Origin of the sequence: Pseudomonas sp. QD4 (genome assembly GCF_049199125.1) — a bacterium.
In the GTDB taxonomy this organism is placed as follows: domain Bacteria; phylum Pseudomonadota; class Gammaproteobacteria; order Pseudomonadales; family Pseudomonadaceae; genus Aquipseudomonas.
Map to the genome: position 1 here is coordinate 1,887,485 of NZ_JBLZOM010000001.1, position 25,050 is coordinate 1,912,534.

Sequence of the window (25,050 nt, forward strand, 5' to 3'; positions counted from 1 at the left end):
ATCCGTGGGCCGCCGCGATGGGCCATCCCTGGCCCAGCGCGGCTAACCCGGCGTCCTGCCGGGTTGCCCACGGCTCACTGCCTGCGTTCGGCCATCGTGGTTTAACGGGGCGCTGCAGATCAAAATCAAGAGCGAGGCGGCCCTCCGGCCGGCCTGGGCCGGTACCTGCGCGTCCCGTCCTCCCTAAAATCAAGGCGCCTTAACCGGCCATCTGTAGCCGCTGCCGCCAGGCTCGGGCCGCGCTCGGACGCTGGCCCTCACTGACACCCTATACACCCGATAAAAACACAGCGCCAATGCCGCCCAGCGCAGCCTGGCGGCAGCGGCTTCAGATTTTGATCTACCCGCCCCTTCGGCAGGCCGAGTGGAGGTGTTCATCAGGGGATTGGCGCGCAGCGCCCTTCGACGCAGTCGAAGACGTCGCTGGAAGCGATGCCCCCTGAGGGACACCGGAACGAGGGAACCCGAGCGCAGCGAGGGCCGTACGCTCGGGGCGAGACTTTTTGGTTCCTTTTGTGGCGTTTGACAAAAGGGACTCGCCGTAAGGGCGAAACCCTAAGTAGCCGTTACCGCAGCAACGGATATGCCGTAAGGGCGAAACCCTAAGCCGCCGTTACCGCAGCAATGGATATGTACTCCAAAATCACCCCGCCACCCTCACCACCCCCATATCAATCCCCAAATGCACCAACTCCGCATGAGAACTAACCTGCAACTTGCTCTTGAGCATGGTCAGATAGTTGGACACCGTTTTCGCACTGATGCACAGCTGCTGCGCAATCAACCGCGCCGGAGTGCCCTTGGCCAACATCACAAAAATCTCCAGTTCGCGCTGGGTCATGCTTTGCAGGCGCGGGTCGCTGGCATTCTGCTGGGGCGTGCAGGCCAGTTGCGTGGCCAGGGGTTGTTCGATGTACGCGTGCCCCGCGAGGATCCTGCGCACCGCCTCGATCAACACCTCAGGTGCCGAGTTCTTCGTCAGGTAGCCTGAAGCCCCCGCATCCAGCGCCTGACGCACCAGCGGCAGCTCGTCATGCATGCTGAAGAACAGCACCCGCAACTGCGGTAAACGCTGGCGCAAGCGCCGGGTGGTTTCCAGGCCGCTGATGCCGGGCAGGCCAAAATCCATGATCACCAGGTTCGGCACCTCTTCCTGGACCCGAACCAGGGCCTCCTCGCCCGTGGCCGCTTCGCGCACCTGGATCGCCGGCAACAAGGCCCGCAGCAGGCTGGCATAGCCCTGGCGGACCACCGCGTGGTCATCGACCAGCAAAATATTCATCACGCCTCCAAGGGAATGCTCAAGGCCAGCGCCCAACCGGCGCCGGGCTGACTGTTGATGCGCAGTTCGCCACCCAGGCTGCGGGCGCGTTCGAACATCGAATGCAGGCCCACCCCTGGCTGCTGCGGCTGCTGGGCGCCACGGCCGTTGTCGCGGATCGACAGGCGCAGGCGCCCGGCGCGGTGTTGCAGGCGCACCCGTACCCGGCTCGCCCCGGCGTGGCGGGCGACGTTGGTCAGGGCTTCCTGGAGCAGCCGATACAGGTGAGTCTTGCTCGGCATCGACAGCGGCGGCAGGTATTGGTCCACCCGCAGCTGGCAATCGATGCCCTGGCTACCCCGCCAATGCTCCACCAGCAGGCCCAGGGCCTGGTCCAGCGGCAGGTGTTGCAGCACCACCGGATACAGGTCGTGCACCAGGGCGCGAAAGCCCTGTTGCAGGTGTTCGCAGTTCGATTCCAGGGCTTGCACCGTCTGCGCCAGCAGCGCCGGCTGGTCGGTCACCACCCGCAGCAGGCAGGCCTGGGCGCGAATCCCCGCCAGGTATTGCCCAAGGTCATCGTGCAGGGTCTGGGCCAGGTGGGTGCGCTCCTGTTCCTGCACCGCCAGCAGGGCCTGGGTCAGGTGCGTGTTATCGGCCCGGGCCTGTTCCAGGGCCTCGACCATGTGGTTGAAGTGGCCGGCCAGCTGCCGCGCCTCGGGCAGGCCCTCGGCCCGCAGGCGCACCGCCAGTTGCCCGCCCGACACTTGCCGCAAGGCGCGCAGCAGGTCGTCCAGCAGGCCCATGCCGCGGCGCACCGCCCAGCGGATGGTCAGCAGGCTTAGCAACAGTGCCAGGCCACACAGGCTCAGCAGTTGCTGCAATGAATCCCAGACTTCATCGATCTCATCACTGGGGTCGACGCCGATCAGCACTCGGCGCCCGTCGCTCAAGTCCAGCACCTTGTGGCTGCGACGGCTGCCGTCGAACAATTGGCGACCGAGCCAGGCATCCAGCCCCTGCTCGGGGGCCAGTTCAAGTGACTCGCCCGGCGCCAGCCAGTGCACCCGCACATGGCGCAGGCTGCGGGTCAGGCGCGGTTGCAGGCTGGCCGGATCGCGCTCGGCCGTTTCACCCAGGTACTGCACCACCGCCTCGGCCGATTGCAGCTCGCGCTCCACATCCGCCACCGCCTGGTGCAGCAGCAGCGCCATGCAGGCCAGCGTGACCAAGGCGAAAAACGCCGTCACCCAGAGGTTGATCCGCCACAGTGCCGACATCCCTAACGCCCCGGCACTGCAGGCGCGACCAGGGTCTGCAAGGGTCGCGCCGGGTGCAGTTTGTCGACGCCGATCAGGCTCAGGATCAGTAACAGCGGCAACAGCAACGCTTTGAGAATCCGCATGTTCGGTGCTCTCCAAGGTGGCGATGCAAGGAAGGTGGCGCGCCAGGTGACCGTTGCCCTCATGCTAAAACCGCGCCGGAGCCAGCGGGGTACTACCTTGGTACTGGCCGAGCGGTACTTTCTGCATATTTCCCCGCCCGCCAGGGCTTCCTATGCTGACGCCTCCCCTAGCGGAGTGCCCCATGCGCCAGCTCGTCAGTTACGCCTTGATCTACTTGCTGGCGATTGCCAGCGCCGCGTTGCTGGCGACCCAAAGCCAGGCCGACGAGGGCACGCTGAGCGTGCGCATCGGCTACCTGGGGTATCGCCCCGACCCCGGCCCGCTGCTGTCCAACGTCATTCCCGAGCCCAATGACGCCGGTGAGCGCGGCGCGCAATTGGCGATCGAGGACAGCAACAGCACCGGGCGTTTTCTCAAGCACGACTACCAACTGCGCAGCGCCAGCGTCGACAGCCCCGAGGCCCTGCTGCAAGCCGCCCAGGCCCAGCACGCCGAGGGCCTGCGGCTGTTCGTGGTCAATGCCCCGGCGGCCAGCCTGCGCCAGCTCAGCGCCGCCCTGCCCGACAGCCTGCTGTTCAACGTCGGCAGCGCCGATGACAGCCTGCGCAGCACCGCCTGCCTGGGCAACGTACTGCACAGCCTGCCGAGCCGGGCCATGCTCGCCGACGCGCTGGTGCAGTTCATGGCCGTGCGCAAATGGCAGCGCGCGCTGCTGATCGTCGGCCAGACCCCGGACGACGAGGCCTATGCGGCCGCCCTGCGCCGCGCCAGCAAGCGTTTCGGGGTAAAGATCGTCGCCGAAAAACCCTGGAGCTTCGACAACGACCAGCGCCGCAGCGCCCAGGCCGACATGCCGCTGTTCACCCAGACCGCCGAATACGACGTGGTGCTGGTGGCCGACGAACGCGGTGATTTCGGCGAGTACGTGCCGTACCAGACCTGGTACCCGCGGCCGGTGGCCGGGACCCAGGGCCTGACGCCCACCGGCTGGCACAAGACGGTGGAAACCTACGGCGCCGCGCAATTGCAGAAACGCTTCGAGGCCCTGGCCGGACGCTGGATGAACGACCGGGATTTCGCCGCCTGGATCGCCGTGCGCAGCATCGCCAGCGCCGTCAGCAAATTGCGCCAGGCCGACCCCGTGGCCATCCAGCAGCTGGAACTGTCCGAGCAGTTGCCCCTGGACGGGTTCAAGGGCCGCAAGCTCAGCTATCGCCCGTGGAACGGCCAGTTGCGCCAGCCGATCCCCATCGTCCAACCCCGGGCACTGGTCAGCACCTCGCCCCAGGACGGCTTCCTGCACCCCTTCAATGAAATGGACAGCCTGGGCTACGACAAGCCCGAGGTGACCTGCCGCTACCCCTGATCCCAACACCACAACAACAAGGAATCCGCCATGCGTCGCACCCTGCTCTCATGCGCCCTGCTGCTCGCTGCCGGAAACGCCGCGGCCGCCACCGCCTGGGTCTCCAACGAGAAAGACAACAGCCTGAGCCTGATCGACATGCAGACCCTGCAAGTCACCGAGACCCTGCCCGTGGGCCAGCGTCCGCGCGGGTTGCTGCTGTCCCACGACAACAAGCTGCTGTACATCTGCGCCAGCGACTCGGACCGGGTCCAGGTGATGGACGTGGCCACGCGCAAGATCATCAAGGAACTACCGTCCGGCAAGGACCCCGAGCAGTTCGCCCTGCACCCCAACAACCGCTGGCTGTATGTGTCCAACGAGGACGATGCGCTGGTGACGGTGATCGATACCGAGACCTCCAAGGTCATCGGCCAGATCAATGTCGGGGTCGAGCCCGAAGGCATGGCAGTCAGCCCCGACGGCAAGTGGGCGGTCAACACCAGTGAAACCACCAACATGCTGCACTGGATCGACACCAGCACCCAGACCCTGGCCGACAGCACCCTGGTGGATCAGCGCCCGCGCTTTGTCGAGTTCAACCAGAACGGTTCGCAGCTCTGGGCCTCGGCGGAAATCGGCGGCACGGTGACCATTCTCGACGTCGCCACACGCAAGATCCTCAAGACCCTGAACTTCCAGATCAAGGGCGTGCACCCCGACAAAGTGCAGCCGGTGGGGATCAAGCTCAGTGCCGACGGCCAGTACGCTTTCGTCGCCCTGGGCCCGGCCAACCATGTGGCGGTGATCGACGCCAAGACCTTCGAGATCCTCGACTACCTGCTGGTGGGCCGGCGCGTCTGGCAGTTGGCATTTACCCCGGACCAGCGCCAACTGCTGGCCACCAACGGCGTCAGCGGCGACGTCTCGGTGATCGATGTGCAAAGCCGCAAGGTGCTGAAGTCGATCAAGGTCGGGCGTTATCCGTGGGGCGTGGTGGTTACCCCATGAATGCCCTGGAGGTCAGCCAACTGAGCTTTGCCTACGGCCCGCGCGAGGCCCTGAAACAGGTCAGCTTCAGCCTGGCACCCGGGCGTTTTGCCGCGTTGCTGGGGCCCAATGGCGCCGGCAAGTCGACCCTGATCGCCTTGCTCACCCGGCTGTATGACGTGCAGCAGGGCGAGGTCCGGGTCGGCGGTCATTCCCTGCGCGAGGCCCCGCGCCCGGCCCTGCGCCAATTGGGTGTGGTGTTCCAGCAAAGCACCCTGGACCTGGACCTGAGCATCGAGCAGAACCTGCGTTACCACGCGGCGTTGCACGGTTTGTCACGGCGCCAGAGCCATGCCCGCATCGACGCTGAACTGGAGCGCCAGGGCCTCGCCGAGCGCCGCCGGGAACGGGTCCGCGAGCTCAATGGCGGGCACCGGCGGCGGGTCGAAATCGCCCGCGCGCTGTTGCATGAACCGCGCCTGTTATTGCTCGACGAGGCCAGCGCCGGCCTCGACCCGGCCAGCCGCCTGGCCCTCAACCAGCACATCCGCAACCTGTGCCGCGAGCAGCAGTTAAGCGTGCTCTGGACCACCCACCTGCTGGACGAAGTGCAGGCCAGCGACGACCTGCTGATCCTGCATCAGGGCCGGCTGGTGGCCAGCGGACAGGCCGCAGCCTTGAGCCAAGAACACGGCGGCGATCTCGATTCGGCCTTCGCCCGCCTCACCGCCCCATCCCCTTCTGGAGTCGCAGGCCGATGAACGCCTACTGGCAGTGTTTCAGCGGTATCGTGCTGCGCGAATGGCTGCGTTTCGTGTTGCAGCGCACGCGTTTTCTCAGTGCCCTGGTGCGTCCGCTCCTGTGGTTGCTGGTGTTCGCCGCCGGCTTTCGCGCGGCACTGGGCATCGCCATCATCGAGCCCTACGACACCTACATCCCCTATGAGGTCTACATCATCCCCGGGCTGGCCTGCATGATTTTGCTGTTCAACGGCATGCAGGGCTCGCTGTCGATGGTCTACGACCGGGAAATGGGCAGCATGCGGGTGCTGCTCACCAGCCCCCTGCCCCGGGCCTTCCTGCTGGCCAGCAAGCTGTTGGCCACCTCGCTGATCTCGTTGCTGCAGGTCTATGCGTTCCTGGCCATCGCCTGGCTGTACGGCGTGCAGCCGCCGGCCATGGGCTTGCTGATGGCCTTGCCGGCGTTGCTGCTGGTGGCCCTGATGCTGAGCGCCCTGGGGCTGCTGCTGTCGAATGCCATTCGCCAGCTGGAGAATTTTGCCGGGGTGATGAATTTCGTGATCTTCCCGTTGTTCTTCCTGTCGTCAGCGCTGTACCCGCTGTGGAAGATGCTCGAAGCCAGCCAGTGGCTGTACTGGCTGTGCGCCCTCAACCCCTTCACCCATGGCGTGGAACTGGTGCGCTTTGCCCTGTACCAGCGCTTCAACCCGTTGGCCCTGGCGGTGTGCCTGGGCCTGACCCTGCTGTTCTCGCTGCTGGCGGTGCTGACCTTCAACCCGCAGCATGCGGCGCTGCGCAAACAGGGCTGAGGGCGCCGCCGGGCCCTACTGCGGGCAGAAAACAGTACTTTCGTAGCGGTTTTACTGTCTATCGTCGCATTCACAAAGCTCCATCCGTGGCATGTAATGGGCCTATAACAAGAAGGATAAAAGCCCTATGCCACGTGCCCTGCGTTGTCTGTTACGCCCCTGCCTGGCACTTGCCTGGCTGAGCCTGCTGGCCGGCCCGGCACACGCCGAAACCCCGCTGTTTTCCGCCGAGGGTTATCGCACCAGCCTGTACCGCAGCCCGACGCCGAACCAGTTGGACGGTGCGCAGATCATCGACACCCCCGCCCTGCAACAGCTGCTGCAACAGACCCCGCGCCCGGTGCTGATCGATGTCTATCGCCGGCAATGGCTGCAAGGCCGCTTCATCGAGGACGAACCCCATGCCAACCTGCCCGGCAGCCTGTGGCTGGCCAATACCGGCGACGGCGAACTCGGCGCGCCCTGGCAGGCCTACTTCGCCCGCCATCTGCAACAGGCCAGCGCCGGCCGCCTGGAACAACCGTTGGTCTTTTATTGCCGATCCGATTGCTGGTTGAGCTGGAACGCGGTAAAACGCGCCGCAGCATTGGGCTATAAAACCCTGTATTGGTACCGCGACGGCCTCGACGCCTGGCAAGCCGCCAACCTGCCCGTGTCGCCAGCCCAGCCCGAACCCTTTCCCTGAGCCAATACCCGCGTGCTCCAGCCCCACCACAATCAAAAAATAACGAGGTGAAAGGCCATGTACAAAATTCTGATTGCCGACGATCACCCCCTGTTTCGTGAAGCGATCCACAACGTTATCAGCGATGGTTTCCCCGGCAGCGAAGTCATGGAAACCGCCGACCTGGAAAGCGCCCTGGCCCTGACCCAGCAGCACGACGACCTGGACCTGATCCTGCTCGACCTGAACATGCCGGGCATGCACGGCCTCAACGGCCTGATCAACCTGCGCAACGAAGCGCCGACCATCCCGGTGGTGATCGTCTCGGCCGAGCAGGACAAGCAGATCGTGCTCCAGGCCATCACCTATGGCGCGGTGGGGTTTATCACCAAGTCTTCGCCGCGCTCGCAGATGACCGAGGCCATCGAGCAGATCCTCAACGGCAACGTGTACCTGCCGCCGGACATCATCCGCACCCAGAAGAGCAGCTCCGGGCGGCGCATGAACGAAAACCCCAGCTTCCCGCCGGAACTGCTCCAGGCCCTGACCCGCAAGCAACTGCTGGTACTCGAACGCATGACCAAGGGCGAATCGAACAAACAGATCGCCTACACCCTGGACATCGCCGAAACCACGGTCAAAGCCCACGTCTCGGCCATCCTGCGCAAACTCAACGTCCACAACCGCGTCCAGGCCATCCTCAGCGCCGGGGACATCGACTTCGGCGCCTATTTGCGTCGTTGAGCCGGTAGCCCATCGGCGTCTGAACGCGCCCCGAAACGGGAAGCCGCAGCACCTTGTAGCCGCTGTCAAAGGCTCGGGCCGCGGTCGGACGCTGGCCCTCAATAACGTCCTCAATTGACCTGAGTGCCTCGGCGCAGCGCAGCCTGGCGGCAGCGGCTATGGGTTGGGGCCCAGGAGGTGGCTCATGGCGGTTTTGAGTTTCATCGGGCGCACGGGTTTGTGCATAAGGGTGTGGCCCAGCTCGCGGATTTGCTGCTTGAGTTCGTTGCTGTAGTTGGCGGTGATCATCAGTGCCGGGACCGGCGACGCACGGCGGGCGTTGATCCGGGCCACGGCGTCAACGCCGTTCTGGTCATTGTCCAGGTGATAGTCGGCAATCAGCAGATCGGCTTCGGCGTGGTAGTTGTCGACCTGTCGCGCCAGGTCCTGCTCGGACAAGGCGGTCACCACCCGGCAACCCCAGCCTTCGAGCAGGGTGCGCATGCCGGCGCAGATCGCCGCGTCGTTATCCAGCACCCACACCCGCGCGCCCCGCAGCCGTTCGAGCATCGGTTCGCTCATGTTCAGACTGGGCAGGGCCTTGGGCGCGGTGGCGCTGAGGGGCACTTCGACGGCGAACATCGAACCCCTGCCCGGCCACGAGCACACCCGTATCCGGTGGCCGAGGATGCCGGCGATTTTCTCCACGATCGCCAGCCCCAGGCCCAGCCCGCGATCCTGGTCCGGGCGCTGTACATCGCCGCGCTTGAATTCCTGGAAGATTTCCTCGAGACGGTTTTCCGCGATACCCATGCCGCTGTCCCACACCTCGATCGACAGCCGCTGGCGCTGGCGCCGGCAGCCGAGCACCACGCGCCCGCTGCGGGTGTAGCGAATGGCATTGCTCAGCAGGTTGCGCAGGATCCGCGCCAGCAACTGGATGTCGCTGCGCACCAGTGCCGAGCAGCCGACAAAATGCAGCTCCAGGCCTTCGCTGCGCGCCACCTGGGCGTATTCCACCGCCAGGTTGTCCAGCAGCTCGCTGAGGGCGAACGGCGCGATATCGGCCTTGATCACCCCGGCATCGAGCTTGGAAATATCCACCAGGGTCCCCAACAGGTTTTCCACGTCCTCCAGGGAATTGCTGACATTGCGCACCAGCACCTGGCAGGCCTGGGGCTCGCGCCGCTCCAGCAGCGCGCTGGTGAACAGCCGCGCCGCGTTCAGGGGTTGCAGCAGGTCATGGCTGACCGCCGCGAGGAATTTGGTTTTCGACAGGTTGGCCTGCTCCGCTTCCAGCTTGGCTTCCCGCAGGCGCGATTCGACCCGGCTGCGCTCGTCGATTTCCCGCAGCAGCTGCTGGTTGAGGGTGGTCAATTCCGCGGTGCGCTCACGGACCCGCAGCTCCAGGTTCTGATAGGCCTGGTGCAGCGCCTCGGCGGTGCGCCGGCGTTCGGTGATGTCGCGGATCAGCACGAAAATCCCCACCACCTCACCCGTGGCCAGGCGGTTGGGCACGTAGGAGCGCAGCATGTAGCGCTCCTGGTTATTGATGTTGGTTTCCGGGAATTCGAAGGTCACGCTCTCCCCGGCCAGGGCCCGCGCCACGTAGGACTCCAGGCGCTGGTAGTGCTGTTCGCTGTGGACCTCGCGCAGGCTCTGGCCGAGCATCACCCCACGCGGCCAGCAGTACCATTCCTCGTAGACCTTATTGGTGAATTCGTAGACCAGGTCCGCGTTGAGGTAGGCGATCAGCGCCGGCACATGGTCGGTGATCAGGCGGATCCAGCGCTCGCTTTCGCTCAGGGCCTCGGCGTGCTGGTAGCGCTCGGTGATGTCGGTGAAGGTGTTGACGAAACCGCCGGTGGGCAGCGGATGGGTGCGGATTTCCAGCATGCGCCCGTCGTACAGGCGCTGCTCGCATTCATGGATCACCCGCCCGTTGCTGTCGCGGCTGGCGGGGGTCAGCAGGCTCAGTTCGCTGTCGGCGATGACCTCGGCGAATGGCCGGTGGGCCGCCACCGGGGCCAAGCCGCTGAGCTCCAGGAAGCGCCGGTTCCACAGCTCAAGGATGCCCTCGGCGTTGACCATGGCCACGCCCTGGGACAGGTTGTCCACCGCCCGCTGCAGCAGGTGGGATTTTTGCGCCACCGCCTGCTCCCGACGCAGGGTTTCGCTGAGCTTGACCTCGGTGATGTCGGTGAACAGGATCACCCGTCCGCCCTCCAGCGTCGGCCGTTCGCTGATCTGCAACCAGCGCCCGTCCTGCAAGCGATACAGCAGGTGTTCGTCGCCATGGCCCCGGGGTTCTTCGCTGAACATCCCGGTGCTGGTCATCAGCCGCTTGACTTCGGCCAGGCGCATGCCGGCCATGATCCGCACTCGGCTGTTGCTCCAGAACGCCTTGAACCGGCTGTTGAACAGCACGATGCGCTGCTCTTCGTCGAACAGCACAAAGGCGTCGGAAATACTCTCAATGGCATCGATCAGGTACTGATGGGCGGTCTCGGCCCGCAGCCGCGCCTCGCTCAACAGGCGGTTGCCGGCCTTGAGCTCGGCCATGGCCTGGTTCAGCGCATCGGTGCGCTCGCGCACCTGTTCGGCCAACACCACCGAATGCTGGAACGCCGCGTAGGGGTCGTTGCCCCGGGTGACCCCGGATTCGACCCGCTCGATCAGCGCGGCGTTGATCCGCCGCAGTTTGCGGTTCTCTTCTGCAAGCCGCGTGACCTGGGCTTGCAGCTCAGCGGCTGGCGGGGGTTCGGCTGCGGGCAATGGCAACCCCGGTAAAGGTCTGGTTGATATGCATGCCATTGAACTGTTCTCCGTAGGTGTTGAACCCCATCACCCGCTGCTCGCGCAAAAAGGCCCCGATCTCGTCCAGGCTGCCGCGGTCTTCGAGTTCCAGTCGACGCAAAAAGCAGTCACAGCCGATGGTCAGCAGCAGCCCGCCCAGGCGCTGTTGCAGACCGTCGAACAGCGCTTGCAGGTTGGGCAGCAACGGCCCCGGGGTCATGGCCGTGAGGACGATGCCGTTTTCCACCGCGCAGTAAAAACTCAGGCTCAGGTCCGGGTGCACCTGTTGCACCGCGCGCACGTAGTAGTGCTGGTTGATGCGCACCGCCAGCGGGTGGGCGGCGAATACCCGGTGGTCGAGTTCGTCCACCGGCACCCCGATCAGCCGCGCGTATTCCTCGGCGGCCGGCTCCGCGTTGAGCTCGTAGACCCGGCGCAAGCTGCTGTCGACGCCGGTGACCACCAGTTTTTCTTCCCGCGGCAGGATGTGGTGAGTGGTGAACACCTCGAAATCCAGCCAGGTATTGACCAGCACCACCACCGCCGCGCCGCTGTGGAACTCGCCGCCGAAGTAGACATGGGTGTGGGTCAGGTAATTGTCGTCGCCGGCCGAGCCGCCGAAATGCGGAATATCCCCCAGGGCCGCACTCAGCGCCGCCAGGACCATTTCTTCGCGGCTGGACAAGCCATCGAGCAGGGTCAGGGCAAAGCTGTTGCCCTTGATTGGCGCCAGGGTGTTGCTGCGACAGTCGCTGACCAGGCGCTCGACCATCTGCTGGGCGTCGATCAGGCTGAAGTGCTCCATCTGGTCGATCAGCTCGGTGGCGATGGAAAAGTGCCGGTGGTCAAAGCCGATCGCAGTCACGCAATTGCGCCCGTAGCCTTGGGGGGTGATCTCCCCGGCGCTGGTGCAGCCCACCAGGCGGATCCCGCCAAAACCCTGATGCAGGGCCTGGCCCAGGGCCTGCAGGTCATATTCGGCCGAACAGAAAAACAGCACGAACCCCAGGTGCGGGTGCAACAGCTGCCGCGCCAGCTCCTGGGCGACCTGCTGCACATCGGTGGCCTGGGACATCGCGCTGACGACACCCTCGCTCTGGGCTTGTTGCATCTTCGCCTCCCGCGGGTGCGCTGTATGAGGCATGAGTGTACGAAGTCGCCCGCGCCCGACGAATGCTACTTGTGTAGTGGGTGGGCGCTTCAATGGGATGAGACGCCGACCGCCGGCACCAGGCAGACGGCCCGGGCCACGCCGCGATGCGCACGGCGGGATCCGGGCCAGGGGGTTACCAGGTGAGGACTGCGCCGACGGCGAAGGTGTCGGTGTTTTCGTTCTGGGCGCTGGTGTCGTGGCCATCGATCTCGAACTGGTTGTACTCGGCCACCAGCTTGAGGTTGTCGTTAATGTCGTGGAACAGCGCGATGCCGCGGGTTTCATAGTCGGCGCCGCTGCCGACCACGCCGTTGCCGTCGTCACGGGTCTTGCCATAGGACAGGGCCAGGCGGTTCTTGCCGAGTTTGTACGAGCCCTGCAGCAGGTAGCCGTTACTGTCGACATTGCGCAGCGTGGCTTCGCCGGCGTTGTTGGTGAAGAACGGGTTGATGCCCTTGGCCTGGAACCCCGAGCCGGTCAGGGACAAGCCGCCCATCTTGGCCTGCACCCCATAGCCCAGGCCCTTGGAGGTGACTGACTTGACCGTGGAGTCGGTGTTGTCCGAGCTCTGGTAACTGCCGTTGAGCCAGCTGTAGACCTTGGCCCCGCCCAGGTCGAACTGGTAGGTGATCTCGCTCTCGGTGCGCGGGTTCTCCTGGTAGGCCTTGCCGGTCGGGCTGCTGTCGTTGGTGTCCACCGGGTCCATGATCCCCACCGCGACCCGCAGGCCGTCCATTACCGGGGTGCGATAGGTGATCTGCGAGGTCGGGAACGGGTACGGGTAGCCGCTGCCGATATTGCCGAACGACACCCCGCCGCCATCCACCAGGCCCAGGCTGTCGCTGACCTGGCCGTAACCGGCGAGCAGTTCATCGAGCAGGATGTTGGACCGGGCGAACAGCCCGAAGTCCTTGCCGATCAGCACCTCGCCCCACTCCGGGTTGGCCACGGTGCCGTAGAACTGGCGCACGTCGATGGCGGTGTCGGTGCCGTTGGTTTCACTGTCGTTGATGGTCACCCAGAACGAGGCGCGGGCCCCGAGTTTCAAGTCGTCCACCTGCTTGCCCATGTTGAAGCCCAGGTAGTTGGGCAAAAAGCCCATCTTGACCCGTGCCTGGCGCCGGTCGTACTGATCGCCGGCACGGTCGACATCGCTGTTGACGTAGAAGGCGTTGATGTAGCCGTCGGTGGAAAAGGTGGTCTGGTCCTTGTCGTACAGCATGATCTCGGCCTCGGCGATGGTGCTCAGGCCGAGGGTCGAAAAGCCGGCGATCAGGGCCGGCAGGAAAGACTGCCGCAAATTCTTATTGTTATGCATGGCGCGCTCCGCAAACGGGGGACGAGATGTCGGAGGCGATTATCAAAAGGACCTGCGGCCAGGCCCATGCTGCCTTGGCGCTGAATGGCGGCTGCTTTGGAGTGGCTGGCAGGGCCCGGCAAACTCGACGTAAGACCGGACCGCTACCGGGAGCAAAACTTAAGGCCTACAAGCCCCGGCCCGAGAGGATGAACGACTTGCGGCTCAACCCGCCAACTGGCGCAGTTTGGCCAGCTCGGCAGCGGCCAGGGGGATCCCGTGCTCGCGGGCCTGGGCGCGGCTGCGATAACGGCGGTCGCCCGGCAGGCGCTCCAGGCCTACCGCCTGCATCTGCCGCACCAGCTCGTCACTGCGGCTGGCAAAGCGCCCGCCCCCGGATTTGCTCGGGTCGATGACGATCAGCAACTGGCCGGTCCAGGGGGTTTGCGCGCCGGGGTGCTGGGACCAGTCGAACTCAAAGGAGAAGTTGCCGCCGGTCAGCGCCGCCGCCAGCAGCTCGACCATCATCGACAGCGCCGAGCCCTTGTGCCCGCCAAACGGCAACAGGGCGCCACCGTCGAGAATCGCCTTGGGGTCGCAGGTCGGCTGGCCCTGGCTGTCCACACCCATGCCCGGCGGCAGCTGCTCGCCTTGGCGCGCGGCGATTTGCACATCGCCATGGGCGATGGCGCTGGTGGCCAGGTCGAACACAATCGGGTCGGCCCCGGCGCGTGGCGCAGCAAAGGCAATCGGGTTGGTGCCGAACAGCGGCCGCTGAGCGCCGTGGGGCACCACGCAGGTCATGCTGTTGACCACGCTCAGGGCCACCAGGCCGGCTTCGGCAAAGGGCTCGACATCGGGCCAGAGCGCGGCGAAGTGGTGGGAATTGCGAATCGCCAGTACCGCGATCCCGGCACTGCGCGCCTTCTCGATCAGGGCCTCGCGGGCCACGGCCAGGGCCGGCTGGGCAAAGCCGTTGGCCGCATCCACGGCTATAAAACCGCTGGCCACATCCTCCACCACCGGCCGCGCCTGGCCATCGACCCAGCCGCTGGCCAGGGACGCCAGGTAACCCGGGATGCGAAACACCCCATGGCTGTGGGAGCCGTCGCGTTGCGCCCGGGCGCAGTTGTCGGCCAGTACCTGCGCGACCTCGGGGCTGGTGCCGTGGCGCAGGAAAATGCGCTGCAGCAACTGGGTCAATTCGGACAGCTCAAGGTGCTCGATTTCGGCGTGCACGGGGGTGGCTTCGGACATCGCAGGCTCCGGTGGAGTTGTTATTGGAAGTGGCCTGACTATCGCGTCACGCCAGTTATCTGTCAAACATTGACTTAATGACAGAAAACATTCATTTTCCACTCCACGCGCTGTCCAACCACAGGAATTCGCCGTGAGCCAGCCCATCAAACAACGCCTTGAAAGCAGTCTGTCGAGCGCCACCGCTTCGGGCCGGGCCATTGCCAGCTACATGCTGGCCAACCTCTACGAGCTGCCCTTCCAGACCGCCGCCGACATTGCCGACAAGCTCGGCGTCAGCGAATCCAGCGTTGGGCGTTTCTGCCGCGCCATCGGTTACAGCCACTTCAAAGACCTGAAAAACGACCTGAAAAATGACCTCGGCGAAGGCCCGTGGCTGGTCGGCGATCGGTTGCAGGAATTTCGCCAGCAGCCGAACCAGGCGCCCCAGGGTTTGCCGCGCAGCTTCGAGCTGGAAGTCGGCGCCCTGATGAAAGTCTATGAATACAGCCTGACCCCGGCCTGGATCACCGTGGCCCAGCGCCTGGCCACCCGGCGCAAGGTGTTTGTCGCCGGGTTCCAGACCGAGCGTGGTATCGCCGCGTCCATGGTCCACCTGCTGCAGTACCTGCGCGATGACGTGCACCTGGTGGACGGTGCCGCCGGGCATTACGCCGAGGTGCTGCTGAGCCAGCCGGGGGATTGCGCCCTGGTGGTGTTCGAGGCCCGGCGCTATTCGCGCCACGCCCTCAACCTGTGCCGCAAGGCCCGTGAGGCCGGGATCGCGGTGACCCTGGTCACCGACACGTTCTGCGATTGGGCCGAGCAGAACGCCGATGAAGTGTTCCGCGTGCCCACCGAGTTCAACCTGTTCTGGGAGTCCACCGCAGCCATGCTGTCGCTGGTGCACCTGCTGGTGAACGAGGTGTGCAAGCAACTGGGCCCGGACGTCGAGCGCCGCCTGGAAGCCACCGCCGCCCTGCATAACGAGTTCGTGGGTTACACATCCTCTGCCAGACCAAAACAATAATCGAGGTGCTAAATGAAGAATGTCGTTCGCTTTGCCAGTGCATGTGCCATGGTCCTCGCCGGTGCTACCGGTGCCCAGGCTGAAGTCCTGAAAATCGCCACCGAAGGCGCCTACCCGCCCTTCAACTACGTCGACTCCGACAACAAGCTGCACGGCTTTGACGTCGACATCACCAACGCCCTGTGCGAACGCATGAAGGTCGAATGCACCATCGTCGCCCAGGACTGGGAAGGCATCATCCCGGCGCTGCTGGCGAAGAAATACGACGCCGTGGTGGCCTCGATGATCGCCACCGACGAGCGCAAGAAGAAAATCGCCTTCACCAACCACTACTACCGCACCCCGCTGTCGGTCGCCGTGGCCAAGGACTCGGACATCACCGACGCCCAGACCAGCTTCAAAGGCCGCACCGTCGGCGCCCAGTCGTCCTCGACCCAGGCCATCTACGCCGAAGACCATTACGGCCCGGCCGGTGCCGACGTGAAGTTCTACCCGACCCTGGACGAAGCCAACAGCGACCTGGCCGCCGGCCGTGTCGACGGGGTGATCGCCGACAAGTTTCCGCTGCTGGCCTGGGCCGAAACCGCCGGCAAGGACTGCTGCAAGATCATCGGTGACGTACAAGGCACCACCGCCGACGCCTCGATCGCCGTGCGCAAGGAAGACAACGCCCTGCGCGAGCGCCTGAACAAGGCCCTGGACGAGATCGTGGCCGACGGCACCTACAAGAAGATCTCCAGCCGCTACTTCGCCTTCGATATCTACTGACCGCCCCGGGCCGCGTGGCGGCCCGCCTCTTTCGAGTACCCCAGCCCTGCACTCACCCCCTGAGTGCGGCGCCGGCGTGCAGGCTCAATTTGTCCTGAGGGTTCGAGCATGTTCGAACATCTGTCACTGTTATCGTTCGCCAGCGGCGGCTGGGGTTCGGCCTTGCTGGCCGGGGCCCTGGTCACCATCGCCCTGGCCCTGAGCTGCGTGCCCATCGGCCTGCCCCTGGGGCTCGCCGTCGCCCTGGCCGCCCGCTCGAAAAACCGCTGGGTGCGGGCCTGGGCCACCACCTTCTCCACCGTATTTCGCGGCTTGCCGGAGCTGTTGACCCTGCTGATCATCTACTACGGCTGCCAGATTGCTGCACAGAAGATCCTCGGCGCCATGGGCTACCCCGGCGAAGTGGCGATCAACACCTTCGTCGCCGCGATGATCGCCTTCAGCCTGGTGTTCGCCGCGTTCTCCAGCGAGATCTGGCTGGGCGCCTTCAAGACCATCTCCAAGGGCCAGTACGAAGCCGCCTCGGCCCTGAGCCTGTCGCGCCGTACCACCTTCACCAAGGTGGTGCTGCCGCAGTTGACCCGCATCGCCCTGCCGGGCCTGTCGAACAACTGGCTGTCACTGCTCAAGGACACCTCCCTGGTCTCGACCATCTCCCTGGTGGACCTGATGCGCCAGACCAACCTGGCCGTCAGCGTGACCAAGGAACCGATGCTGTTCTACGCCGTGGCCTGCTTCGGCTATCTGTTTTTCTCGGCGTTGTCCGGGCAACTGTTCCGCTTCCTTGAGCAGTACTTCAACCGTCATCAACGGAGCGCGCGCCCATGAGCCTGGATGAATTGCTCAACCTGTTCCTCAGCCCCGAGCTGCTGGACCGCTACGGCGCGCGCTTTATCGACGGCCTGCTGGTCACCGGCAAGCTGGTGGCGATCTCCTTCAGCCTCGGCGCCGTGCTCGGCCTGCTGATCGCCCTCGCCCGCCTGTCCAACAGCCGCCTGCTGCGCAACGTCAGCGGCGCCTATGTGTACTTCTTCCGCGGCTCGCCGCTGCTGGCCCAGCTGTTCATGCTGTATTACGGCCTGGGCTCGTTCAAAGGCTTCTGGCAGGACGTGGGCTTGTGGTGGTTCTTCCGCGATGCGTGGTTCTGCACCCTGCTGGCGTTCACCCTGAACACCGCCGCCTACCAGGCGGAAATCCTGCGTGGCAGCCTGCTGGCGGTCGCCGAAGGCCAGCGCGAAGCGTGCAAGGCCTTGAGCCTGTCGCGCTGGACCAGCTTTCGCAAAGTGATCCTGCCGCAGTCGTTGCTGGTGGCCATCGGGCCCCTGGGCAATGAGCTGATCCTGATGATCAAGGCCAGCGCCATCGCCTCCCTGGTGACCATCTACGACCTGATGGGCGTGACCAAACTGGCCTTCTCCCGCAGCTTCGACTTCCAGATCTACCTCTGGGCCGCGGTGCTGTACCTGGTGATCGTTGAAGTGGTGCGGCGCAGCCTGAAACTCCTCGAAGGCCGCCTCAGCCGCCACCTCAACTGACCGAACTCCAGCGGGACGCCCTGGCGGCCCGCGTACCAAGGATTGACTCCATGCATTGCCAAACCATCGTTCTGGGCGCCGGGATCGTCGGCGTCAGCACCGCCCTGCACCTGCAAGCGCGCGGCCAGCAGGTGATCCTGCTCGACCGCCAGCCACCGGGCAACGGCACCAGCCACGGCAACGCCGGACTGATCGAGCGCGCCAGCGTGATCCCCTACGCCTTCCCCCGGGAAGTGTCGAAGCTGCTGCGCTACGGCCTCAACCAGCAATCGGACGTGCGCTACAGCTTCAGCCACCTGCCCAAGGCCGGCCCCTGGCTGCTGCAGTACTGGCGCCATTCCGCGCCCAAAGGCCTGGCCCGCGCCACCCGCGCCATGCTGCCGCTGATCGAGCGCTGCGTCAGCGAACATATGCAACTGGCCGAACCCGCCGGGATGCAGGGCCTGATCCAGGGTGAAGGCTGGATCGAAGCCTTCAACGACCCGGCCGCCTTCGCCAAGGCCCAGGCCGACGCCCTGGCCCTGGAGGAATACGGCCTGAACTACCGGGTGCTCGACCGCCAGCAGATCCATCAACTGGAAAGCGGACTGCACCCCGACGTGGTCGGCGGCCTGCATTGGCTCGACCCCAAGACCGTCACCGACCCGGGCGGCCTGACCCGCGGCTACGCCGAACTGTTCAAGCAGCGCGGTGGCCGCTTCGTGATCGGCGATGCCCTGAGCCTGCGCCAAGTCGACGGCCAGTGGCAGGTACAGAGCGAGGCCGGGGTGATCAGCGCCGAACAGGCAGTGGTGGCCCTGGGCCCTGAAGCGCGGGGGATTTTCGAACCCCTGGGCTACCAGATCCCCTTGGCGATCAAACGCGGTTACCACATGCACTACGCGGCGCTGCCGGGCACCCGTTTGCAGCACCCGCTGCTGGACCCGGTGGGCGGCTACGTGCTGGCGCCGATGGTCGGCGGCATTCGCCTGACCACCGGCATTGAATTCGCCGACCGCGACGACCCGATCAATGAAATCCAGCTGCGTCGCTGCGAAGCCCTGGCCCGCCGCTTTTACCCCCTGGGCGAACGGGTCGACGCCGAACCCTGGCTCGGCCGTCGTCCGTGCCTGCCCGACATGTGCCCGGTGATCGGCCCGGCCGCACGCCATAAAGGCCTGTGGTTCAACTTCGGCCACGCCCACCACGGCCTGACCCTGGGCCCGGTCAGCGGCCGCCTGCTGGCGGAAATGCTCACCGGCGCCACGCCGTTCACCGACCCTGCGCCCTACAGCGCCGACCGCTTCCACTGATCGCCGGAGACCCGACCATGCTGACCCAGACTGCCCCGTTGACCACCGCGCCGATCATCGCCACCGACACCCGCAAAGTGGTGGTGGATATCAGCGGCCTGAACAAATTCTATGGCGCGTTCCACGTGCTGCACGACATCGACCTCAAAGTGCGCGAGGGCGAACGCATCGTCCTCTGCGGCCCTTCCGGCTCGGGCAAATCGACCCTGATCCGCTGCATCAACCGCCTGGAAATCGCCGAGAAAGGCCGGATCCTCATCGACAACACCGACCTCTCCCAAGCCACCCGCGAAGCGGCCCGCGTGCGCAGCGAAGTGGGCATGGTGTTCCAGCACTTCAACCTGTTCCCGCACATGAGCGTGCTCGACAACTGCACCCTGGCGCCGATCACCGTCCGCGGCCTGTCGCGCAAAAAGGCCGAGGAACTGGCCCGGGGGTTTCTGGCCAAGGTGGGGATCGAGAACCAGGCCGACAAATACCCGAGCCAGCTGTCCGGTGGGCAGCAACAGCGCGTGGCGATTGCCCGGGCGTTGTGCATGGAGCCCAAGATCATGTTGTTCGATGAGCCGACCTCGGCGCTGGACCCGGAGATGGTCAGTGAGGTGCTGGATGTGATGGTGAAGCTGGCGGGGAGTGGCATGACCATGCTGTGTGTGACCCATGAGATGGGGTTTGCAAGGCAGGTGGCGGAGCGGGTGTTGTTTTTGGATGGGGGGCGGATTGTGGAAGATGCGCCGCCGGAGGCGTTTTTTGGGGCGCCGAAGAGTGAGCGGGCTAAGGCGTTTCTTGCGCAGATTGTGCATTGATTTTTGGGATGTAGATGTGTGATCTGCGGGTCTGGCGAGCTGACTTTGTGAGGTGGTGGAGCTTGTTGGGGTGAGGGAGCTTGTTGTGGTGAGGGAGCTTGCTCCCGCTGGGCCGCGCAGCGGCCCCAAGACCTGACGCCTCGGGTTTATGGGTGTACATATCCATTGCTGCGGGTGTGGCGGCTATGGGTTCCGCCCTTACGGCGGGTCACTTTGGAAAAGCCCCAAAGTAACCAAAGGGCTCTTGCCCCACCACTCGGTGCCTCGCCTAGGCTCGGCATGCCCTCACTCCGGCATTGATCCGTGGGCCGCCGCAATGGGCCATCCATGGCCCAGTGCGGCTAACCCGGCGTCCTGCCGGGTTGCCCACGGCTCACTGCCTGCGTTCGGCCATCGTGGTTTAACGGGGCGCTTCAGATCAAAATCAAAAGCAAAAGCAAAATCAAGAGCAAGACGGCGGCCTTCCGGCCGGCCTGGTTTTGGTTCGTTCGCGTCCTTGTAGCCGCTGCCGAGCCTGCGCTGGCCCTCAAAAACACCATGCCCCCTCAGATGTACTCATTCACCCAAGCGCAACCCCAACAGCCCCCGCATCTGACAACTCAAACAGCAGCCCCTCCACCGCCTCCCCCGGAGCCGACCCCAAATCAATCTTCACCCTGTACCCCTCCTCCGTCGCCTCCGGATCCGACACAAAGTGCACCACACCTTGCAGCCCTTCTTCGGTAGGCGGGTTCTCATCCTCCCCATCGAACCACTCAAAGAACCAGGCACGAACCACCTGTGAGGCCACCTCCCCACTCAAGCCCCGCACCTCCAATGGCAACCAGTCCCAACCAAACGGAGAAATGACCACCGCCGTCTGCCCAAGCTCAAAACGTACAGGCTCAAAGGCCAGCTCGGTTTCAGAGTCGACCTGCACCAGCTGCCCAGCCGAAACGCCCTCCGCTGCAATGGCATCCACCCGACAGGGCGTGTCCATTGCGCCTTCCGTGGCCAATGAGCCATCGCTGTTTCTATAAGCCGGCTCAACGTGCGACGCGCACTGCGCAGCGACACGTGACAGCGTTTCAACATAGGGTTTACGAATAGCGGCGAACAGTTCGGAGACGGTCATAAAACGGGTTGCTTCCTTAGCGTGGGCCGTTGATGGGGCGGCCATTGACGGGAGGATGGTGGGTGACTGAAAGGTCGGCGCAATAGTGCAATGGACGGCATGGGGGCGTCCATGAAAAGCCGGTTGGGTTTTTCTGGTGTAGGAAATATTGGGAGTGTTGCGAGATGGACTGTGCGTGAATATTGAGAAACATTGACCAGCAGCCTCTGATCAATAGCCTTCTACGAGAAGGAAGACTTAGAGCCGATTTCTGCCTGTCGCGAAGGGCTACAGTCGACCCAAAAGATCCTTTGCAGTCATCACTGAGCAAGCCTACCGATTCAGGCTTTTTCCTGCATAGGATCTCTACAGTGTGAGGCGCGGTCGCTGCACAATGACTTGCCGTTTGCTGCATATCTGATGAATATCAATCATTGACGTCATCCTGGAGGCACACAGTGAAACCCGAAGAGCTGATCAGCGGAGCCGAAAATGTGATTGAAACTATTGGTTTCTGGCCATCGTTTCACGACGCAGAGGTGATCTCTTTTTTGGTATCGCGTGCCCTGCCGGACCAAGGTTCGGCTACGATCGCGAAGCTGTGCGTGCACTATCGAGAGCATGATGCGGTTGGCGTTGGGACGGCGGACTTTGAATACGTATGCCAGAAAAGTTTACTGGTTGAGCTGATATTCAGTGATATCCATGACCTTTCACTGACAGATTTCAATCATCAAAACGTGCTCGAATCAATTAATCTGAAGCGATTACAAGACTTATCGATTCTCGTGGAGATCGTCTCGATCTGGGGAATTGGCGGAAGCATTCGTTGCAACCATGTAGCCGTTGGAGCGGTAACGAATCTAATGTCCTGATCCTCGTCTGCTCTACTTTTTACTCAGCTTTACATTGTTTGGAAGGTCGCCAAGGAAGACTGGTGCGGCTTGAGGTCGAGCATGCTCCAGCCGTTTTCCCTTGGTGCTGATCGTCTACATTGATTCAGCTTCTCGGTTTTAGCAGGCTGGGTGAAGGTCAGCTTTGGGTCGAGAGCAGTCTTTCGCCACTGGCGGCTTCTGGCCGATAGCGGTCTGTCGTGAAGGGCTGCAATCGGCCAGAAGCAGCCCTTCGTGAAAGGCAACGAACGAATAAAACGTAATGCTGGTGAAGTTGGTCGGTAAGGATAGCGAGACGGTCATCAGCGTATTCATTAATGAAATCTTGGCTAACTCGCCAAAATAGAGGGCAACCATGAAAATAAACAACATCATCATCCCCGGAGTATCTATTGGGGGAATATCGATTGGCGAGCAGATAGAGAACATAGCCAGAGCAATATTAAAAAGCGAATACCTTATTGAAAAAACAACGAATGCATTAGTCATAAATAATGGATTAATAACCGCATACCATGACAGCGAAGGTATAATTTCGGCAGTATCATGCAATGAAAAATTCCAAGGAAGGTACATGGATAAATTATGGCCTGGAATTACCGTTTCAGAAGTACTGGCCAATTCAAAAGCACAAATAGCGTGGTCGGGTTTTGTTCAAATAGACCAGCTTCGCGGAATTGGGTTATCTCTTCCCGAAGAGCTTGACGACTTTGAAAGCCTCAGCGATATCCTTGACCCTGATTATGTATTTAATGAACTATGGGTATATACATTTTGACTTCCATTCCAGCTGCCAACCCTCCCAGAGGGTCAAAGTCTACTGAAATAAATCAACATCTAACCTTGGCGTCCTTTGATTGATACATCAATCGCCCCAGTTTAGTAGATGCTATGAGTGACTCCTTTTGGCCGATAGCGGCCTCTCTTGTATGTACTCAATTCCCTAGGGCAAACCACAGCTTAATCACCTATGTCCCGTCGCCACTGTTTCCGCTGCTTCCACGACACACCTCCTCAAACAATCTCACCCGACACCCAGTTGTCGCTCTCAACCACCCACCCTATAGTTCGCCCTCGCAGCAAAATCGCGAACGACCTTGGCCGGTCGGGATTACAACGCAGCATCAGCGATCGACACACTCTTGCAGTCGCCTATCAGGTGCCCGCGACAGGATGTTATGACGGCTGTGCGCGGTGGATCCCCGGTCGTCACATACCCGCACAATCGTCATTTCCCTCGTAGCCGGCACCTCAGGTGATTGCTCCACTCACAGGAGCTGCACCGATGTATGACCAAGCACACTCGCGCTTTACTGCCGTCGACACCCACGACGCCGATCAAGCGGTTTTCTACCTCGACACCCAAGCCTCTCTGAACGATCTCGCCAGCAGTGCGGCCCATCGTTTCACCGTGGTGCGGGATCTGATGGACACGCTGTCCACGCTTAATCTGAAGGATATTTCCGACTGTGATCTGACGCGGATCACTCGTGGGGTGCACCTGCTCACCCGGGAAGGGTGCGCGGTGTTGGAGGTGATTCAGTGGCGTACGGGACAAGAGCCCTGATGCACCTGAAGTATCACGGCGCCGGCGCTGGCCGGCGCAGCCTCTTGCCTCGGCAGCGGCTACAGGCTCTGTAGCCGCTGGCGTTCGGATGACGGCCAACACCAATACGCAGCGGCTTACAGGCCTGCTAACCGGCGAGTGCGGCTTCGATGGCGGCAATGTCTATCTTGGTCATGGTCATCATGGCGTCGAAAGCGCGCTTGGCCGCCGCGGGATCGGGGTCGATGATCGCGGCGGTCAACACACGGGGCGTGATCTGCCACGACACGCCCCACTTGTCCTTGCACCAGCCACAGACACTTGCCTGGCCTCCGTTGGTGACAATCGCGTTCCACAAGCGGTCCGTTTCGGCCTGGTCGTCGGTCGCCACCTGGAATGAAAAAGCCTCGTTATGCGTGATCCCCGCCCCGCCGTTCAATCCGAGGCAAGGGATGCCCATGACCGTGAACTCGACCGTTATGACATCGCCCTGCTTGCCCGCCGGGTAGTCGCCAGGCGCGTGATGAACAGCGACTACCGCGCTGTCCGGAAAGGTCTGGGCGTAGAACTGCGCAGCATCTTGCGCAGTGCCGTTGTACCAGAGGCAGATCGTGTTTTTGCTGAGCATTTTTCTTCTCCAGAATCAGGCCTGACGCCTTCATTCCAGCCGCGCTGAACCTAGGCAAACCCACAGGCGAACCCTAAGTGTTGTACAAAGCGCTGTTTTTTCAAAAATCGCCCCCTTGCAGCCCTTTGCGACCGGCTGCCGTTGGCCGAAAGCGCTTTGATGTTTGCCAAGACGCCTGAACGACACTTTCCGATACATAACTCCAGACACATAATTCAACCTGCGTTACTATGCGCCTGGAGTTATAAAGCACCCCTCACCCGATAAGGAGATGGAGGTGCAAAGCAGACAGCTGATCAAGGAGCTTGAAGCCGCAGGATGGGTACTGGACCGGGTTACCGGAAGCCACCACCTGTTCAAGCATCCCCACCGGCCCGAGACCGTTCCGGTGCCGCACCCGAAGAAGGAACTGCCACGGGGCACGGTCAGGGCCATCCGGAAACTGGCTGGACTGATATAGCCCTTCAGCCTTCATCTATTGAGGAAATCCCCGTGCAATATCCCATCTGCATCGAGTGGGGCGACGAACAGACGGCCACCGGCATCCAGATTCCCGACATTCCTGGAGCCGTCACCGCTGGCGACAGCTTCGAGACCGCGTACGGCGCCGCCATGGAAATCGCCCACATCATGCTCGAAGAACTGGCCCGTGCAGGACACGCCATTCCCCTGCCCACCTCCATCGGCCAGCACCGCGCCAACCCCGATTTCGCGGGGATGGGCTGGGGCATGCTGGACATCGACGTCGCGCCTTACCTGGGCAAAACCGAGAAGGTCAACGTGACCTTGCCCGGGTACGTGATTCAGCGGATCGACCGGTTCGTGCGAGAGCACAACATCAAGAGCCGGTCGTCTTTCCTGGCGGATGCGGCGATGGAGAAATTGGGGCGTTGAGGATTGGGGGGCGTTCGGACGGTGGCAGTAGCAGGTGTGTTGGGCGGCGGTAAGGGCCAGCGCAGCCTCGGCAGCGGCGACAGAGCGCGGCACCAGGCCGGCCGGAAGGCCGCCGTCTTGCCCTTGATTTTGATTTTGATTTTGA

26 protein-coding genes are annotated in these 25,050 nt (G+C 63.2%); 17 read left to right on the forward strand and 9 right to left on the reverse strand.

Translation table 11 applies throughout. From position 1 onward, the window contains the following. Nucleotides 1-643: 643 nt before the first annotated feature. The 3 genes from ACOZJV_RS08240 to ACOZJV_RS08250 are packed head-to-tail and all read right to left on the reverse strand — an operon-like array spanning nucleotide 644 to nucleotide 2,666. Nucleotides 644-1,282, reverse strand: a complete 639-nt coding sequence (locus ACOZJV_RS08240) for a response regulator (protein WP_020300002.1) — start codon at nucleotides 1,280-1,282, stop codon at nucleotides 644-646. Next, nucleotides 1,282-2,541 (reverse strand): HAMP domain-containing sensor histidine kinase, encoded by a 1,260-nt coding sequence (locus ACOZJV_RS08245; RefSeq protein ID WP_078473782.1) that lies wholly within the window; start codon nucleotides 2,539-2,541, stop codon nucleotides 1,282-1,284. The genes ACOZJV_RS08240 and ACOZJV_RS08245 overlap by 1 nt, the downstream gene beginning before the upstream one ends. Nucleotides 2,542-2,543: 2 nt before the next feature. Then, nucleotides 2,544-2,666, reverse strand: a complete 123-nt coding sequence (locus ACOZJV_RS08250; RefSeq protein WP_020300004.1) for a hypothetical protein — start codon at nucleotides 2,664-2,666, stop codon at nucleotides 2,544-2,546. A 182-nt stretch (nucleotides 2,667-2,848) separates the two neighbouring features. Between ACOZJV_RS08250 and ACOZJV_RS08255 the strand changes: the two genes are divergently transcribed. From ACOZJV_RS08255 to ACOZJV_RS08280, 6 genes are all read left to right on the forward strand, one after another. Beyond that, nucleotides 2,849-4,033 carry an ABC transporter substrate-binding protein gene (locus ACOZJV_RS08255; RefSeq protein ID WP_078473783.1) on the forward strand — a complete coding sequence of 395 codons (1,185 nt, stop codon included), beginning with the start codon at nucleotides 2,849-2,851 and terminating at the stop codon, nucleotides 4,031-4,033. 30 nt (nucleotides 4,034-4,063) lie between these two features. Beyond that, entirely contained in the window at nucleotides 4,064-5,023 is a 960-nt protein-coding gene (locus ACOZJV_RS08260) for a YVTN family beta-propeller repeat protein (protein ID WP_421547311.1), read from the forward strand. Then, nucleotides 5,020-5,763, forward strand: coding sequence for an ABC transporter ATP-binding protein (locus ACOZJV_RS08265; RefSeq protein ID WP_201130353.1), 744 nt, complete (start codon nucleotides 5,020-5,022; stop codon nucleotides 5,761-5,763). Before ACOZJV_RS08260 ends, ACOZJV_RS08265 begins: the two co-directional genes overlap by 4 nt. Beyond that, nucleotides 5,760-6,551, forward strand: coding sequence for an ABC transporter permease (locus ACOZJV_RS08270; RefSeq protein WP_421547312.1), 792 nt, complete (start codon nucleotides 5,760-5,762; stop codon nucleotides 6,549-6,551). Before ACOZJV_RS08265 ends, ACOZJV_RS08270 begins: the two co-directional genes overlap by 4 nt. A 127-nt stretch (nucleotides 6,552-6,678) precedes the next feature. Further along, nucleotides 6,679-7,236 (forward strand): PQQ-dependent catabolism-associated CXXCW motif protein, encoded by a 558-nt coding sequence (locus ACOZJV_RS08275; protein WP_421547313.1) that lies wholly within the window; start codon nucleotides 6,679-6,681, stop codon nucleotides 7,234-7,236. Between the two features lie 57 nt (nucleotides 7,237-7,293). Next, the gene (locus ACOZJV_RS08280) at nucleotides 7,294-7,959 is read left to right on the forward strand and encodes a response regulator transcription factor (protein WP_078473787.1); all 666 of its coding nucleotides are present in this window, start codon (nucleotides 7,294-7,296) and stop codon (nucleotides 7,957-7,959) included. 156 nt (nucleotides 7,960-8,115) lie between these two features. Here the strand turns inward: ACOZJV_RS08280 and nahK are convergent, their stop codons facing one another. The 4 genes from nahK to ACOZJV_RS08300 all read right to left on the reverse strand — a co-directional run bounded on the left by nahK (nucleotide 8,116) and on the right by ACOZJV_RS08300 (nucleotide 14,441). Further along, nucleotides 8,116-10,752 carry a hybrid sensor histidine kinase/response regulator NahK/ErcS' gene (gene nahK, locus ACOZJV_RS08285; protein WP_421547314.1) on the reverse strand — a complete coding sequence of 879 codons (2,637 nt, stop codon included), beginning with the start codon at nucleotides 10,750-10,752 and terminating at the stop codon, nucleotides 8,116-8,118. Next, nucleotides 10,682-11,845, reverse strand: a complete 1,164-nt coding sequence (gene nosP, locus ACOZJV_RS08290; RefSeq protein ID WP_421547315.1) for a nitric oxide-sensing protein NosP — start codon at nucleotides 11,843-11,845, stop codon at nucleotides 10,682-10,684. The genes nahK and nosP overlap by 71 nt, the downstream gene beginning before the upstream one ends. Before the next feature lie 175 nt (nucleotides 11,846-12,020). After that, nucleotides 12,021-13,205: a porin gene (locus ACOZJV_RS08295; protein WP_201130351.1), complete on the reverse strand. Its 1,185-nt coding sequence runs from the start codon at nucleotides 13,203-13,205 to the stop codon at nucleotides 12,021-12,023. A gap of 204 nt (nucleotides 13,206-13,409) precedes the next feature. Beyond that, a complete protein-coding gene (locus ACOZJV_RS08300) occupies nucleotides 13,410-14,441 on the reverse strand; it encodes an Ldh family oxidoreductase (protein ID WP_421547316.1) in 1,032 nt (343 codons plus the stop codon). Between the two features lie 133 nt (nucleotides 14,442-14,574). Here ACOZJV_RS08300 and ACOZJV_RS08305 point away from each other — a divergent pair, with 133 nt between their 5' ends. The 6 genes from ACOZJV_RS08305 to ACOZJV_RS08330 all read left to right on the forward strand — a co-directional run bounded on the left by ACOZJV_RS08305 (nucleotide 14,575) and on the right by ACOZJV_RS08330 (nucleotide 19,851). After that, the gene (locus ACOZJV_RS08305) at nucleotides 14,575-15,450 is read left to right on the forward strand and encodes a MurR/RpiR family transcriptional regulator (protein ID WP_421547317.1); all 876 of its coding nucleotides are present in this window, start codon (nucleotides 14,575-14,577) and stop codon (nucleotides 15,448-15,450) included. A gap of 12 nt (nucleotides 15,451-15,462) precedes the next feature. Then, nucleotides 15,463-16,218 carry a transporter substrate-binding domain-containing protein gene (locus ACOZJV_RS08310; protein WP_020300016.1) on the forward strand — a complete coding sequence of 252 codons (756 nt, stop codon included), beginning with the start codon at nucleotides 15,463-15,465 and terminating at the stop codon, nucleotides 16,216-16,218. 108 nt (nucleotides 16,219-16,326) lie between these two features. Then, nucleotides 16,327-17,046, forward strand: a complete 720-nt coding sequence (locus ACOZJV_RS08315; RefSeq protein ID WP_020300017.1) for an ABC transporter permease — start codon at nucleotides 16,327-16,329, stop codon at nucleotides 17,044-17,046. Then, entirely contained in the window at nucleotides 17,043-17,753 is a 711-nt protein-coding gene (locus ACOZJV_RS08320) for an ABC transporter permease (RefSeq protein ID WP_020300018.1), read from the forward strand. Before ACOZJV_RS08315 ends, ACOZJV_RS08320 begins: the two co-directional genes overlap by 4 nt. Before the next feature lie 50 nt (nucleotides 17,754-17,803). Further along, complete coding sequence (locus tag ACOZJV_RS08325) at nucleotides 17,804-19,045, forward strand: NAD(P)/FAD-dependent oxidoreductase (RefSeq protein WP_421547318.1); 1,242 nt, start codon at nucleotides 17,804-17,806, stop codon at nucleotides 19,043-19,045. Between the two features lie 17 nt (nucleotides 19,046-19,062). Beyond that, on the forward strand, nucleotides 19,063-19,851 hold the full coding sequence (locus ACOZJV_RS08330) for an amino acid ABC transporter ATP-binding protein (RefSeq protein ID WP_078473792.1): 789 nt from the start codon (nucleotides 19,063-19,065) through the stop codon (nucleotides 19,849-19,851). 559 nt (nucleotides 19,852-20,410) lie between these two features. On the opposite strand, the gene ACOZJV_RS08335 is transcribed toward ACOZJV_RS08330, so the two are convergent. Continuing rightward, on the reverse strand, nucleotides 20,411-20,965 hold the full coding sequence (locus ACOZJV_RS08335; protein WP_421547319.1) for a hypothetical protein: 555 nt from the start codon (nucleotides 20,963-20,965) through the stop codon (nucleotides 20,411-20,413). Between the two features lie 437 nt (nucleotides 20,966-21,402). Here ACOZJV_RS08335 and ACOZJV_RS08340 point away from each other — a divergent pair, with 437 nt between their 5' ends. The 3 genes from ACOZJV_RS08340 (at nucleotide 21,403) to ACOZJV_RS08350 (ending at nucleotide 23,404) form a co-directional block, all read left to right on the forward strand. Next, on the forward strand, nucleotides 21,403-21,819 hold the full coding sequence (locus ACOZJV_RS08340; RefSeq protein ID WP_421547320.1) for an Imm50 family immunity protein: 417 nt from the start codon (nucleotides 21,403-21,405) through the stop codon (nucleotides 21,817-21,819). A 373-nt stretch (nucleotides 21,820-22,192) separates the two neighbouring features. Then, entirely contained in the window at nucleotides 22,193-22,615 is a 423-nt protein-coding gene (locus tag ACOZJV_RS08345; protein WP_421547321.1) for a hypothetical protein, read from the forward strand. Nucleotides 22,616-23,122: 507 nt separating this feature from the next. Further along, entirely contained in the window at nucleotides 23,123-23,404 is a 282-nt protein-coding gene (locus ACOZJV_RS08350) for a hypothetical protein (protein ID WP_421547322.1), read from the forward strand. A 127-nt stretch (nucleotides 23,405-23,531) separates the two neighbouring features. On the opposite strand, the gene ACOZJV_RS08355 is transcribed toward ACOZJV_RS08350, so the two are convergent. After that, nucleotides 23,532-24,011: a VOC family protein gene (locus tag ACOZJV_RS08355; protein ID WP_201130336.1), complete on the reverse strand. Its 480-nt coding sequence runs from the start codon at nucleotides 24,009-24,011 to the stop codon at nucleotides 23,532-23,534. Nucleotides 24,012-24,288: 277 nt separating this feature from the next. On the opposite strand from ACOZJV_RS08355, the gene ACOZJV_RS08360 reads away from it, so the two are divergent. Both ACOZJV_RS08360 and ACOZJV_RS08365 read left to right on the forward strand, forming a co-directional pair. After that, nucleotides 24,289-24,471 carry a type II toxin-antitoxin system HicA family toxin gene (locus tag ACOZJV_RS08360; RefSeq protein WP_421547323.1) on the forward strand — a complete coding sequence of 61 codons (183 nt, stop codon included), beginning with the start codon at nucleotides 24,289-24,291 and terminating at the stop codon, nucleotides 24,469-24,471. Nucleotides 24,472-24,503: 32 nt separating this feature from the next. Next, a complete protein-coding gene (locus ACOZJV_RS08365) occupies nucleotides 24,504-24,905 on the forward strand; it encodes a type II toxin-antitoxin system HicB family antitoxin (protein ID WP_201130334.1) in 402 nt (133 codons plus the stop codon). The last annotated feature ends 145 nt before the right edge of the window (nucleotides 24,906-25,050 follow it).

What these genes read in the sequence shown, in the direction of transcription:
- ACOZJV_RS08240 (WP_020300002.1), bottom strand. Translation starts at nt 1,282, where the DNA reads ATGAATATTTTGCTGGTCGATGACCACGCGGTGGTCCGCCAGGGCTAT.
- ACOZJV_RS08245 (WP_078473782.1), bottom strand. Translation starts at nt 2,541, where the DNA reads ATGTCGGCACTGTGGCGGATCAACCTCTGGGTGACGGCGTTTTTCGCC.
- ACOZJV_RS08250 (WP_020300004.1), bottom strand. Translation starts at nt 2,666, where the DNA reads ATGCGGATTCTCAAAGCGTTGCTGTTGCCGCTGTTACTGATCCTGAGC.
- ACOZJV_RS08255 (WP_078473783.1), top strand. Translation starts at nt 2,849, where the DNA reads ATGCGCCAGCTCGTCAGTTACGCCTTGATCTACTTGCTGGCGATTGCC.
- ACOZJV_RS08260 (WP_421547311.1), top strand. Translation starts at nt 4,064, where the DNA reads ATGCGTCGCACCCTGCTCTCATGCGCCCTGCTGCTCGCTGCCGGAAAC.
- ACOZJV_RS08265 (WP_201130353.1), top strand. Translation starts at nt 5,020, where the DNA reads ATGAATGCCCTGGAGGTCAGCCAACTGAGCTTTGCCTACGGCCCGCGC.
- ACOZJV_RS08270 (WP_421547312.1), top strand. Translation starts at nt 5,760, where the DNA reads ATGAACGCCTACTGGCAGTGTTTCAGCGGTATCGTGCTGCGCGAATGG.
- ACOZJV_RS08275 (WP_421547313.1), top strand. Translation starts at nt 6,679, where the DNA reads ATGCCACGTGCCCTGCGTTGTCTGTTACGCCCCTGCCTGGCACTTGCC.
- ACOZJV_RS08280 (WP_078473787.1), top strand. Translation starts at nt 7,294, where the DNA reads ATGTACAAAATTCTGATTGCCGACGATCACCCCCTGTTTCGTGAAGCG.
- nahK (WP_421547314.1), bottom strand. Translation starts at nt 10,752, where the DNA reads ATGGCATGCATATCAACCAGACCTTTACCGGGGTTGCCATTGCCCGCA.
- nosP (WP_421547315.1), bottom strand. Translation starts at nt 11,845, where the DNA reads ATGCAACAAGCCCAGAGCGAGGGTGTCGTCAGCGCGATGTCCCAGGCC.
- ACOZJV_RS08295 (WP_201130351.1), bottom strand. Translation starts at nt 13,205, where the DNA reads ATGCATAACAATAAGAATTTGCGGCAGTCTTTCCTGCCGGCCCTGATC.
- ACOZJV_RS08300 (WP_421547316.1), bottom strand. Translation starts at nt 14,441, where the DNA reads ATGTCCGAAGCCACCCCCGTGCACGCCGAAATCGAGCACCTTGAGCTG.
- ACOZJV_RS08310 (WP_020300016.1), top strand. Translation starts at nt 15,463, where the DNA reads ATGAAGAATGTCGTTCGCTTTGCCAGTGCATGTGCCATGGTCCTCGCC.
- ACOZJV_RS08315 (WP_020300017.1), top strand. Translation starts at nt 16,327, where the DNA reads ATGTTCGAACATCTGTCACTGTTATCGTTCGCCAGCGGCGGCTGGGGT.
- ACOZJV_RS08320 (WP_020300018.1), top strand. Translation starts at nt 17,043, where the DNA reads ATGAGCCTGGATGAATTGCTCAACCTGTTCCTCAGCCCCGAGCTGCTG.
- ACOZJV_RS08325 (WP_421547318.1), top strand. Translation starts at nt 17,804, where the DNA reads ATGCATTGCCAAACCATCGTTCTGGGCGCCGGGATCGTCGGCGTCAGC.
- ACOZJV_RS08330 (WP_078473792.1), top strand. Translation starts at nt 19,063, where the DNA reads ATGCTGACCCAGACTGCCCCGTTGACCACCGCGCCGATCATCGCCACC.
- ACOZJV_RS08335 (WP_421547319.1), bottom strand. Translation starts at nt 20,965, where the DNA reads ATGACCGTCTCCGAACTGTTCGCCGCTATTCGTAAACCCTATGTTGAA.
- ACOZJV_RS08345 (WP_421547321.1), top strand. Translation starts at nt 22,193, where the DNA reads ATGAAAATAAACAACATCATCATCCCCGGAGTATCTATTGGGGGAATA.
- ACOZJV_RS08350 (WP_421547322.1), top strand. Translation starts at nt 23,123, where the DNA reads ATGTATGACCAAGCACACTCGCGCTTTACTGCCGTCGACACCCACGAC.
- ACOZJV_RS08355 (WP_201130336.1), bottom strand. Translation starts at nt 24,011, where the DNA reads ATGCTCAGCAAAAACACGATCTGCCTCTGGTACAACGGCACTGCGCAA.